This window comes from Aurantibacter sp., from assembly GCF_042094015.1.
Lineage (GTDB): Bacteria > Bacteroidota > Bacteroidia > Flavobacteriales > Flavobacteriaceae > Aurantibacter.
In genome coordinates, this window is record NZ_JBELDZ010000030.1 from 17223 (window position 1) to 29113 (window position 11891).

The following is an 11891-nucleotide window of genomic DNA, read 5'->3' on the forward strand; positions in this document are numbered from 1 at the left end:
GTATTTAATTTTGCATCCGACCAAATATATATGAAAAAGAAAAGTTAGTATTGGTTGGTTTACTAACTTTATTAAGAGCAGAACTTATTTTTTTAAGTTCTGCTCTTTTTGCTTAAACCACTTTAATAATAAAGGATTTTTTCTTTCCTCTATTTATTAAAATATACGTATTGTGTATTAAGTCATCTTTAGATATCGTATAATCTTCTTTAACTTTCTCTTTGTTTATAGCAACCGAGTTTTCCTTAAGCGCACGCCTTGCTTCTCCATTGCTAGCTAAGAAATTAGTTTCGGCAGAAAGTGCAGCAATCATATCTAAACCAGTTTCAATCTTATCTCTTGAGACTTCGGTAGTTTGCACACCTTCAAAAACATCTAAAAATAAAGATTCATTTAAAGCGTTTATTTCATTTTTAAAATCTTTACTAAATAAGATCCCTGAAGCTTTAATTGCATTTTCTAAATCTTCTTTGCTATGAACAAAAGTAGTAACTTCTTTAGCTAACCTCTTTTGTAGTTGTCTTAAATGTGGTTCTGCTTTATGTACTTCAATTAAATTATCAATAGTAGATTTGTCTAAAAAAGTAAATATTTTAATATATTTTTCAGCATCTTCATCGCTTGTATTCAACCAAAATTGGTAAAACTTATAAACCGATGTTTTATCTGCATCTAACCAAATGTTTCCTCCTTCACTTTTACCAAATTTAGAACCATCAGCTTTTGTAATTAGCGGACAAGTCATAGCATAAGCTTTCGCTTTTTCTTCGCCAGGATTCATTCTTCTTACTAATTCTGTACCTGTAGTAATATTTCCCCATTGATCGCTTCCGCCCATTTGCAATTTACAATTTAGATGTTTGTGCAAATGATAAAAATCGTAACCTTGAATTAATTGATAGGTGAATTCTGTAAAAGACATTCCAACACTACCTTCATCTCCAGACAAACGCTTTTTTACAGAATCTTTAGACATCATATAGTTAACCGTGATTCGTTTACCAACATCTCTAGCAAAATCTATAAAACTGAAGTTTTTCATCCAATCATAATTGTTTACTAAAACTGGTGCATTTTCCTTAGTAGAATTAAAATCTAAAAAACGAGATAATACATTTTTTATACCAGACACATTATGATTAAGTGTTTTTTCATCTAATAAATTACGCTCGTCACTTTTTCCAGATGGATCACCAATCATACCGGTTGCTCCACCAATTAAAGCCACGGGTTTATGTCCAGATTTCTCTAAATGAACCAGTAAAATAATAGGAACTAAACTACCAATATGCAACGAATCTGAAGTAGGATCAAAACCTATATATGCAGTTGTCATTTCTTTATTTAATTGCACATCGGTTTCTGGCATCATATCATGAACCATACCACGCCATTTTAATTCTTCTACCAAAGGATTTGTTGTCATAATAGCTTATTTTTATGCCAACAAATATAAAAACTATAGGCTATTTTGAGCCATAATTATCTAATTTAGTTTTATGATTTTAGTTACAGGAGGAACAGGTTTAGTTGGTTCGCACTTATTATTCAAATTAACGGAAGGAAATACTATTATTCGCGCTATTTACAGAGATGAAACTAAATTAGACAATGTTAAAATGGTTTTTTCTTATTATACCGATAATTATGAAGAGCGTTTTAGAAATATTGAATGGTTTAAAGCTGATTTAAATAATATTCCAGATTTAATAGATGCATTTTCTAGCGTAAATTACGTTTATCATTGTGCTGCTTTAGTTTCTTTTAACACGTCTGATTTTGAATTGTTAAAGAAAATTAATATTGAAGGCACAGCAAATATTGTAAACTTATGTGTTTCCGAAAAAATTAAGAAACTCTGCTATGTAAGTTCTATAGCTGCAATAGGATCTTCTACTAAAAGTGATTTAACAGAAGAAACCGATTGGAATCCAGAAGATAATCATTCTGTTTATGCTTTAACTAAGTATGGTGCAGAATTAGAAGTTTGGCGTGGTACTCAAGAAGGACTTGATGCTGTAATTGTTAATCCTGGAGTAATTATAGGTCCTGGATTTTGGAATAGTGGTAGTGGTTTATTTTTTAATAAAATAAAAAGAGGAATGTGGTTTTATACTACAGGAATTACAGGCTATATTGGTGTAGAAGATGTTGTTAGAATTATGCAGAAATTAATGATAAGCCCTATAAATAATGAGCGTTTTATCTTAATTACTGAGCATCTAAGTTTTAAAGACTTTTTAAATAAAATAGCAGATGCTTTAGACGCAAATCAGCCAAAGTTTGAAGCAAAAAAAGGAATTTTAACTATTGCGAGCTGGTTAGATGGGATGAAGATGTTTATTACAAAAAAGCCAAGAACATTAAATAGTTCTATAATTAAAACCTCTCAAAATAAAACATTATATAATACTAATAAATTTAAAAAAGAGTTTCAAATAGATTTACAAGATATATCTACTGTAATTTCTAAAACGGGGAAATTATTTACTCTTTTTGTTTTTTTCTAGTTCGGCACGTTTTAATAACCCTTGTCTTATTATTGAATCTCTTTTAGATATATATTTAGGGTCTAATTTTAATTCATCTTCTTTAAGTTTCCCTTTATTAATATTTGTGCTTTTTATTTTCTTTTCTTTGTTTTTTTCAGCTTTCTTTTTTAATAGGGTTAAGCTATCTTTTACTTTATTATAAATACGATTATAAGCATCTAAATCATGAGAATAATATATATTGTTTTCTGCAAAAATCACAGAATCTATTTTGTGTTTTGTGTAAATATAATTTTTAGGTAAAATGCCATTTTCTCCAAGTTTCTTTTTGTTAATACCTTTTGCTGCAGAGAGAATAGATATTTCGGTTAAAACATTAACCATTTCTTGTTCAGATAAAAACGTATTAGGTTTTTCAGGTTTTTCTAACTGATAACAACTATTTAAAATTAAAGTTACAAGTAAGTATGTGTAAATGGAATTCTTCAAAATTATCTATTAAAGGTTAATTGTTTAGCCTTGCTAACTTCGTTTATGTTGAAATTATTATATGCTAAGTGACCATTTACAAAAGTATGCGAAATTCTAGACTTAAATGTAGTTCCTTCAAAAGGAGACCAACCACATTGATATAAAATATTCTCTTTTGTTACAGTCCAAGGATGATTTAAATCTACTAAAACTAAATCTGCAAAATAGCCTTCTTTTATATAGCCTCTTTTTTCAACATCAAAAAGAATAGCAGGATTATGGCACATTTTTTCTACTATTTTTTCAATAGAGATTAAGCCTTTATGATGCATTTCTAATAAAGCAGGTAAAGCATGCTGGACTAAAGGTCCGCCAGAAGGCGCTTTAGTGTAAACATTATTTTTTTCATCTAATGTATGTGGTGCATGATCTGTTGCAATTACGTCAATCCTATCATCTAATAACGCTTTTAATAATTGTTCTTGGTCTTTTTGTGTTTTTACAGCAGGATTCCATTTAATTAAAGAGCCTTTTTCATCATAATCTTTATCGTTAAACCATAAATGATGTATACAAACTTCCGATGTTATTTTTTTGTCTTTTAGCGGAATTTTATTAGTGAATAACTCAGTTTCTTTTCCGGTAGATAAATGAAAAACATGTAGTCTTGCTCCCGTTTTTTTTGCTAATTCTATAGCTTTAGAAGATGAAATATAACACGCTTTTTCGCTTCTGATTAAATGATGATATTTCATAGGAATATCATCACCATATTCTTTAATATATTTTTCTGTATTTGCTTTAATAGTTGCTTCATCTTCACAATGTACAGAAATAACCAAATCAGTACTTGAAAATATTTTTTCTAATACTTCTGGATCATCCACTAACATATTTCCTGTAGAAGAACCTAAAAATAATTTTAACCCAGCAACTTGTTTTGGGTCTACTTTTAAGATTTCGTCTAAATTATCGTTTGTTCCGCCAAACATAAAAGAGTAATTTGCATAAGATGTTTTTTTAGCAATATTAAACTTATCATTTAATTTTTCAATTGTTGTTGTTTGTGGATTTGTGTTTGGCATCTCTATAAAAGACGTAATTCCACCAGAAATAGCAGCTTTAGATTCACTTTTAATATGTGCCTTATGTGTTAAACCTGGCTCTCTAAAATGAACTTGATCGTCTATTGCTCCAGGAATTAAATATTTACCTTCTGCATCTACAACAAAAACATCTCCCGATTTTGCGCTTATAGAAGCATCTATTTTTGTTATAATTTCTCCTTCAATTAAGACATCCCCTTCAAAAATAATTCCTTCGTTTACAATTTTTGCATTCTTAATTAAAGTTGTTTTATCAATCATATAATGGTAGGGTTATTATTTAAAAATACTGAATAATTTCATTTTTACAACACCAAAAATTGCTTCAGATATAATACTTGAACTTAATTTAGATTCTCCTTTTGTTCGGTCTGTAAATATTACAGGAACTTCTTTTATTTTAAAGTTTTTAAGATATGCTTTAAATTTCATTTCAATTTGAAAAGCATATCCAATAAATTTAACATGGTTGAAGTCTATAGCTTCTAATACTTCTTTTTTGTAGCAAATAAAGCCAGCTGTAGTGTCTTTAATTTTCATACCTGTTATTAAACGTACATACATTGATGCGCCATAAGATAAAATAACTCTACTTAAAGGCCAGTTTACTACATTTACACCTTTTACATACCTAGATCCAATAGCTAAATCGACCTGATCTTTAGCACAAGCATTATATAGTTTTATTAAATCTTTTGGATTGTGAGAAAAATCTGCATCCATTTCAAATATATAACTATAATTACGCTCTAAACTCCATTTAAAGCCATGTATATAAGCTGTTCCAATTCCTGCTTTTTTTTTCCTAACCTCTAAATGTAACTCTTTAGGGTATTTGCTCTGTAATTCTTTAACTTTATTAGCTGTTAAATCTGGAGAATTATCGTCAACTATAAGAATATCAAACTTTTTCGGTAAATTAAAAACAGCTTCAATTATGGCTTCAATGTTTTCAATTTCGTTGTAAGTTGGTATTATGACAATAGCGTCTTTCATTTAACTAATAAAAATGTGTTTGTGCAAATGTACATTTTTTAAAACCATTTTTTTTTGAAATAATCCTTAAAATATAGCTAAATTAATACGATTAATACTAATTTTATGCTGTGCTTAGAACTATTTTAAATAACGACTCATTAACACTTTTGTTGCTTTTGGTAATTATATTAATTACCGTAGCAAAATTGATAAATAGAAAACGTTTTTTTAGTTATTTTAAAGTGTTGATAAATTCTTCTTACATAAACACATATGGAAAAGATAAAAAGTGGTTTGATTTTTTTAATATATTGCTTTTTTTAGCTTTTTGTTTAGTTTTAAGTATTTTTATTGTTGTATTAAATTCGCATTTAAATTTCACTTCTTTTCTTAGTGTTTATGAGGTTTTAATTAGTGTTGGATTGTTTTTTGGAATTAAAATTATACTTGAGTTAAGTATTGGTAAATTACTTGAATCTTATCAGTTTTTCCGATATTTTTTATTTAGAAAAATAAGTTACAGATTCTTTTTAGTCTTTTTTTTAATTCCAATATCTGCTTTATTACTTTACCATTCTTCGCTAAACATAAATATTATTAACGCTTTTTTCTTTGTTGTAGTTTTAATTCAGTTTTTAACCTATTTTATCGTTATAAAGACCTATTTTGACGCTATAAAACATAATTTGCTTTATTTTATTTTGTACCTTTGCGCACTTGAAATTGCACCGTATTTTATTTTATATAAGCATATTATGTAATTATAAACTGCCGTGTTACAAAAGTGAATGACTATGAAAGTTAAAACAATACTTGTTTCACAACCAGAACCTAAAATAGAGAATTCTCCTTATTTTGATCTTACGGAGAAACATAAAGTTAAAATAGATTTTAGACCTTTTATTCATGTTGAAGGTGTCACTTCTAAAGAAATTAGACAGGAAAAAATTGATTTAAATAATTTTACTGCTATAATTTTAACAAGTAGAAATGCTGTAGATCACTTTTTTAGAGTTGCAGAAGAAATGCGATTTAAAGTTCCAGATACTATGCGTTATTTTTGTCAGTCTGAAGCTGTCGCTTATTACTTACAGAAATACGTTGTATATAGAAAGCGTAAAATATATGTAGGTAAAAGAACATTTTCTGAATTAATACCATTAATTAAAAAATATAAAGACGAAACATTTCTGTTGCCAGCAACAGATAAATTAAAGCCTTTAATTCCTGAACTATTAGATGGTTTAAAAATTAATTGGACTCAAGGTACTTTTTATAGAACTGTAATAAGTGACTTGTCTGATCTAGAGAAAGTAACGTATGATATTTTAGTGTTTTTTAGCCCTAGTGGAATAGAATCTTTATTCCATAACTATCCAAATTTCAAACAAAACGATACGCGTATTGCTGTATTTGGAAATACGACAATTAAAGCTGTAGAAGCTAAAGGGTTGCGTGTAGATATTGCTGCACCAACACCAGAAACTCCTAGTATGACAATGGCATTGGCTAAGTATATTAAAGACGCAAATAAAAAATAATTTGCAGATCTAACAATATAAAAAAATGCGAACCAACTGGTTCGCATTTTTTGTTTAATAAAAGTATGTAAAATACTTAGAAATTGAATGTTGCACCTAATAAAAAGTTAGGGCCAGCCTGTGGATAAAAGACATAAAAACCACCACCATAATCAAAACCATTACCATTATACTTTCTATCTAACAGGTTATTAAATACTCCGCTCAATAAAATAGATTTAAAAATAGATTTTGGTTTAATTTTATAAGCTATATTAAGGTCTACTGTATTATAACCGTCTAAAATGGAGTCTTGATCATCAATGTTATTCATTAATTGTTCATCTACATATTTGTTAATTACTGTAAATGTAAGCTCTTTAATTGGCTTAAATGATAAAGCGGTACTAGTAACAATTGAAGGAGAATATGCAATATCTGTTTCTCCAAGCTCTTCTCCGTTTAAAAACTGACCTTCATTTAAGTTTTTATTTTCACTTAAAGTTAGATTAGATTGAAGTGTTATTTTTTTACTTAAAGCAATAGCGCCATCTAGTTCTAATCCTAGTCTATAACTTTTTCCTGCATTATCTCTAATTGGAGCTCCAACATTATCAAGAGCGCCAGTTAGTACTAGTTGCTCGTTATATGCCATATAATATATGTTAGCATTAAGCTTGTATTTTGAACTATTATATCTATACCCTAATTCAAAATCGTTTAACTCTTCGGCTTTTACATCTGGATTATTTTCAAAATCATTTCTACTAGGTTCTCTATTTGCTTTAGCAAAAGAGAAATAAAAATTATTTTTGTTGTTTAGGTTATAACTTATACCTGCTTTTGGGTTAAAAAAACCAAAAGATTTATCTAAATTAATAGCTGATCGGTCAGACAATGTTCCGTCTATAGTGTAATTTACAGTTCTATACTGTAAATCCCCAAACAAACTTAATTTTTCGTTAACCTTATAAGTGGCTTTACTAAAAACACTAAAGTCGTCTTTTTTACTTTCGCTAAAATAATATCTATAGCCTTTGTCTATATTTAAATCTTTAGCGTATTCCGACCAAATTACTTCTCCAAAACTTTCGCCTCTATATTGACTATATGATATACCTGAAACTAAATCAAGCCTTTCATTCTTGTAATTTAAACTTGTATTTGCAACATAAAAATCGTTATCTAACCATTTTTGACGAATGTAATCCATACTTTCAATTGTAGTTCCATTACTTGTAAACGAACTTAATCCTAAATGTGAAAATTGAGAATCATCTGAGAAAAAAATGTTTGTATAAAAATAATTATCTATGTATTCTTCATAAAAACCACGTCCATAAGTGTAATTTAAACCTACATTTAAAGATAATTGGTTATTAAACTTCTCATTCCAATGTAATTGATAATGATCTTGCTTATAGTCATCTACTTGATTGTCATAATAACCTTCAAGGTTTCCAGCATCATCCATAATTGTTCCGGCAATATTATCAGTTCTATCATCATCAATAGTAAAAACATCTACACCATACCAAGCTTGATACGTTTTTTCATTACCACCAAAAACAACAGCTTTAATAATTCTGTTATCATCTTTATATGCACCTTGTAAGAAGTATGATTTTAAATCTGACGATGCTCTATCTATAAATCCATCTGATTTTATTTTTGATAAGCGACCAGAAACTTCAAATCTATTATTTAATAAGCCAGTTCCAAATTGAACATTGTTTTTTACAGTCCCAAAACTTCCAACAGAATGAGATGTACTTGCCGAAGCTTCTTTATTTAAAGAACTTGTTAAAATGTTAATACTCGCACCAAAAGCTCCAGAACCATTTGTTGAGGTTCCAACGCCTCGTTGTACTTGAAGATTTTCTACAGAAGAAGAAAAATCTGGTAAATTCACCCAAAATGTCCCTAAACTTTCAGCATCATTATAAGGAATTCCATTAATAGTAATGTTTGTAGATTCTCCACTAACACCACGAATTCTTATTCCTGTATAACCAATTCCTGCTCCAGCATCACTAGTTGTTACTACAGAAGGTAAGTAATTTAATAAAATAGGAATGTCTTGACCTAAATTACGTGTTTCTAAATCTTTTTTAGAAACATTGGTGTGCGTAATAGGAGAATCTGCATCTACTCTTACGGATTTTACTAAAACTTCATCTAAGATTTCAATTTTAGTAGAATCTTGAATGGTTTCTTGGTTTTGCTCTGTGTTTTGAGCTTGAATTGTGACACTTAGCACGAGAAGTGCTAAAAAAAGAAAAGTGTTTTTCATATCGATTACATAGTAATGTTAATCGAATAAAAAGAGGTCATTATTCTTTAATAGTTAATAAATACAATGAAAACAAAGCGCTCTACTTTGTTTCTTTTTCCCTAAACAGCATTATCTGTTCTAGGTTCATTGGGTATAATCTCAGCCTTTTTTATAAAAAATAGTGATATAAAAAAAGCACCCCTTTTTTGAGACACTGCAAATGTAGTTACGAATTTTGAATTATAAATAAAGTTTTTTGTTTTTTTAATCCAAGCTAGGCTTTTTTCTATTAGACTTACGCTCAGAATTAATTTTCTTGTTTTTTAAGCGTTTAACTTTAACAGATCTAGGTGTTTTTGTAGGTATTCTATATTTATTGACTTTTAGTGCGCTGTCAAGAATAAAAAACAACTTTTTAATAGTTAAATTTTTGTTTTTATATTGACTTCTTGTCTCTTGAGAAGATAAAATCAACACGTTTTCTGTGGTGAGTTTCAACTTAGATTTTAGTCTTTCTTTTTGTCTTAAAGATAAATTAATAGATTCTTCAATATTAAAATAAAGCTCAATACGAGTTGCAACTTTATTTACATGTTGTCCACCAGAACCGGAACTTGTTGTTGCTTTAAAAACACACTCTTTTAATATAGCTTCGTGATTTAGCATTATAGTTGGTGTGCAGGTTTAAGTAAGTCGTTAACCGTTTTTACTGGATTAAAAGTACGAATTGGCACTTCAACAAAAACACTATTCCAATTAGCCATACTTCCATTCCATAACCCAGGTAATTCTAAAGCTTTTATGGTTTTTCCTAAATGTGTTTTATTTGTAATAAAACCAGTGTTTTTATCAATAAATTCATCAAGGTTAAAAACATTTCCTTTGTAGTCTTTTATGCCACAAACAATATCTACTGGATTAAAATGGGTTGCATTTTCAATTATTTGTTTTTGAGATAAATTATTTAAGTCTATTTGTGCAGACTCTACAATTTGTAGACTAATTGTTCCAGTATTATTCCATACCCAAAAAGGCCCACCGCCAGGTTCGCCTTCATTTTTAACCATACCGCAAATTCTAATGGGTTTGTTCAGTTTTTCTTTTAGATATTCTATTTGATATTTAATTGAATACTTCTCAAATTCAGAAGAAATAATAACGTTTAATTGTCGTCTTAAAAACTCTGCAATTTCAATTATTTCAGGTTCAGTCAGTTCTTTAGTTTCAATTTTTCGCATAAAATCAAAACTTTTATTTTGTAAATCTAACAGTAACCCTGCTAATATTTTTTTATAACTAGCAATTTCGTTTTTGTATTTAGAAACTACAATATTATCTATATTTTTTATAAAGATAATATCAGCATTAAGATTGTTTAGATTTTGTAGTAACGCGCCATGACCAGAAGGTCTAAAATGAAGTTTATTTTTTTCGTCTCTAAAAGGTTTTAACTTTGAAGTAACAGCAATTGTGTCTGTTTGTTCAGACTGAAAAGAATATGAAATATCGAAAATAACATTTGTTTTAGTTTCAATAGTTTCTTGCTTCTCTTTACAGGCTGCCTTAAATTGTTCTAAATGTTTTTCAGAAATGGTAAAATGAAGCTTAGCTTTTTTGTTAGATACTGCATAAAGTGCAGCTTCGTATAAATGTTCCTCAAAAGCATTTGCTACATAATTTTGGTAATTATGAAAAGGTAATAAGCCTTTTGGAAATTTACTGTAATTCAGTTTATCTTCATCTAGCATTGTTTTTATAAACGCAACCAATTTATCGTTTCCAGAAAGCGAATCGTAATTTTTGAAATATGTTTTAGTAGAATTAATTACCGACTTGTAAAATGGTAATTTTTCTAAACCGACCATAAATACCGCTAATTCTGTAGCGTTAAATTTATTTACATAAGCATTAATAGATGATTGTTTTGTATTGTATGTTTTTAAAAAATTAAATAAAAACTTAAACATTCTAGTTGCTGCACCAGAAGCTGGAACAAATTTCAAAATAGATTTGTCGTCTTTGTTAGCTTCAAAAAGTGTTATAAACTCTTGTTCTTGTTGCTTGTTTAATTTAATAATACCATCATTAAGTGTTGCTGCAGATTTTAAATTGATAAAAGACAATCCTTTTTGAAAGGTCTGTAATTGTAATTCAATTTTTTCTACTGTTAATCCTTTTGATATTATATAATCTATGTCTTCTTGACTAAATTTCACGTTGTTGTAATAATCTATTTATTTCATTTTTAGCAATTAAAAAACGATTTTCTAAATCTCCTTTTAACTCTATAAACGGTAATTCTCTATTTGTAAGCTCTTGTTTAAAACGGTTGTAGTGTTCTAGTCTATTCTTAGATAAATCTCTAATGTTATCATTTTCCCAAGAAACGTCAATATAAGGCAAAAAATACAAAGTATAGATTTGTGTTTTTACCATTTGTTCTAATTCTACCGGTGTTTTATTATAATAAATATCTGAATACACTAAAGTTTCCAATATGTTAGTATCAAAAAACAAAATAGATTTAGTTTTTTGTAAATACTTTTGTTCCAACTCTAATTGTCCGTTTGCAATAGGCAAAACAGTTTCAAAGGATAATTTCTTATGGTTTTCTGCATATAATCTTGCATATTCAGGTACAAAATCGCAATTAAAGGCTTTAGCTAATTTTTTGCACAATGTTGTTTTTCCGGTGTTTTGAGGTCCAAAAAATACAATTTTTAATATGTTAGAAGCTTGTGTCAATTAGAAATGTGGCTTATAGTCGTGTCTATCAGATTTTACAACCTTTATAAGAAGTAAACCTTTATCCATTAATTCAAACACTTCTTTAATTTCTGTTTTAAGAAGGTCCATCACAACATCATAATCTCCATAGATTTGTGTGCTTAATGGATTTTCTAAAATCTCTAAATTAGAAGCTCTTAGTTTTTTTATAAAATGAATTATGGCAGGCTCAAAATTATCTTGTAATGGTGTAAGAGTTAATTATACTGAAATTTCCATGTTTAATATATTTTAATAATTCTTTAAAATACTGTTTTTTTTC

The 11891-nt window shown here is 28.4% G+C and carries 12 protein-coding genes; 3 read left to right on the forward strand and 9 right to left on the reverse strand.

The window, feature by feature from the left end; translation table 11 throughout:
• Window positions 1-112: 112 nt before the first annotated feature.
• Entirely contained in the window at window positions 113-1426 is a 1314-nt protein-coding gene (gene tyrS / locus ACFDSN_RS06270) for a tyrosine--tRNA ligase (RefSeq protein WP_375238986.1), read from the reverse strand.
• A gap of 73 nt (window positions 1427-1499) precedes the next feature.
• Between tyrS and ACFDSN_RS06275 the strand changes: the two genes are divergently transcribed.
• Window positions 1500-2510, forward strand: a complete 1011-nt coding sequence (locus ACFDSN_RS06275) for an NAD-dependent epimerase/dehydratase family protein (protein WP_375238987.1) — start codon at window positions 1500-1502, stop codon at window positions 2508-2510.
• Here ACFDSN_RS06275 and ACFDSN_RS06280 read toward each other — a convergent pair.
• From ACFDSN_RS06280 to ACFDSN_RS06290, 3 genes are read right to left on the reverse strand one after another with little or no spacing between them, the layout of a single operon-like run.
• Window positions 2484-2981 carry a DUF4296 domain-containing protein gene (locus ACFDSN_RS06280; protein ID WP_375238988.1) on the reverse strand — a complete coding sequence of 166 codons (498 nt, stop codon included), beginning with the start codon at window positions 2979-2981 and terminating at the stop codon, window positions 2484-2486. The genes ACFDSN_RS06275 and ACFDSN_RS06280 overlap by 27 nt on opposite strands.
• Before the next feature lie 2 nt (window positions 2982-2983).
• Window positions 2984-4330, reverse strand: coding sequence for a dihydroorotase (locus ACFDSN_RS06285; protein ID WP_375238989.1), 1347 nt, complete (start codon window positions 4328-4330; stop codon window positions 2984-2986).
• A gap of 15 nt (window positions 4331-4345) precedes the next feature.
• On the reverse strand, window positions 4346-5065 hold the full coding sequence (locus tag ACFDSN_RS06290) for a polyprenol monophosphomannose synthase (protein WP_375238990.1): 720 nt from the start codon (window positions 5063-5065) through the stop codon (window positions 4346-4348).
• Between the two features lie 110 nt (window positions 5066-5175).
• On the opposite strand from ACFDSN_RS06290, the gene ACFDSN_RS06295 reads away from it, so the two are divergent.
• Window positions 5176-5808 (forward strand): DUF4271 domain-containing protein, encoded by a 633-nt coding sequence (locus tag ACFDSN_RS06295; protein ID WP_375238991.1) that lies wholly within the window; start codon window positions 5176-5178, stop codon window positions 5806-5808.
• A gap of 33 nt (window positions 5809-5841) precedes the next feature.
• Window positions 5842-6588 carry a uroporphyrinogen-III synthase gene (locus ACFDSN_RS06300; protein WP_375238992.1) on the forward strand — a complete coding sequence of 249 codons (747 nt, stop codon included), beginning with the start codon at window positions 5842-5844 and terminating at the stop codon, window positions 6586-6588.
• Window positions 6589-6664: 76 nt separating this feature from the next.
• Here ACFDSN_RS06300 and ACFDSN_RS06305 read toward each other — a convergent pair whose 3' ends face one another.
• The 5 genes from ACFDSN_RS06305 to ACFDSN_RS06325 form a co-directional block, all read right to left on the reverse strand.
• Window positions 6665-8860 carry a TonB-dependent receptor gene (locus ACFDSN_RS06305; protein ID WP_375238993.1) on the reverse strand — a complete coding sequence of 732 codons (2196 nt, stop codon included), beginning with the start codon at window positions 8858-8860 and terminating at the stop codon, window positions 6665-6667.
• 246 nt (window positions 8861-9106) lie between these two features.
• Complete coding sequence (gene arfB / locus ACFDSN_RS06310) at window positions 9107-9508, reverse strand: alternative ribosome rescue aminoacyl-tRNA hydrolase ArfB (protein WP_375238994.1); 402 nt, start codon at window positions 9506-9508, stop codon at window positions 9107-9109.
• Complete coding sequence (locus ACFDSN_RS06315) at window positions 9508-11058, reverse strand: DUF4301 family protein (protein ID WP_375238995.1); 1551 nt, start codon at window positions 11056-11058, stop codon at window positions 9508-9510. Before ACFDSN_RS06315 ends, arfB begins: the two co-directional genes overlap by 1 nt.
• Entirely contained in the window at window positions 11048-11587 is a 540-nt protein-coding gene (locus tag ACFDSN_RS06320) for an AAA family ATPase (RefSeq protein ID WP_375238996.1), read from the reverse strand. Before ACFDSN_RS06320 ends, ACFDSN_RS06315 begins: the two co-directional genes overlap by 11 nt.
• Window positions 11588-11791: a hypothetical protein gene (locus tag ACFDSN_RS06325; protein WP_375238997.1), complete on the reverse strand. Its 204-nt coding sequence runs from the start codon at window positions 11789-11791 to the stop codon at window positions 11588-11590. It lies immediately after the preceding gene.
• Window positions 11792-11891 lie beyond the last annotated feature (100 nt).

Coding starts and splice junctions, on each gene's coding strand:
- tyrS (WP_375238986.1), bottom strand. CDS start 1,426: ATGACAACAAATCCTTTGGTAGAAGAATTAAAATGGCGTGGTATGGTT.
- ACFDSN_RS06275 (WP_375238987.1), top strand. CDS start 1,500: ATGATTTTAGTTACAGGAGGAACAGGTTTAGTTGGTTCGCACTTATTA.
- ACFDSN_RS06285 (WP_375238989.1), bottom strand. CDS start 4,330: ATGATTGATAAAACAACTTTAATTAAGAATGCAAAAATTGTAAACGAA.
- ACFDSN_RS06290 (WP_375238990.1), bottom strand. CDS start 5,065: ATGAAAGACGCTATTGTCATAATACCAACTTACAACGAAATTGAAAAC.
- ACFDSN_RS06300 (WP_375238992.1), top strand. CDS start 5,842: ATGAAAGTTAAAACAATACTTGTTTCACAACCAGAACCTAAAATAGAG.
- ACFDSN_RS06305 (WP_375238993.1), bottom strand. CDS start 8,860: ATGAAAAACACTTTTCTTTTTTTAGCACTTCTCGTGCTAAGTGTCACA.
- arfB (WP_375238994.1), bottom strand. CDS start 9,508: ATGCTAAATCACGAAGCTATATTAAAAGAGTGTGTTTTTAAAGCAACA.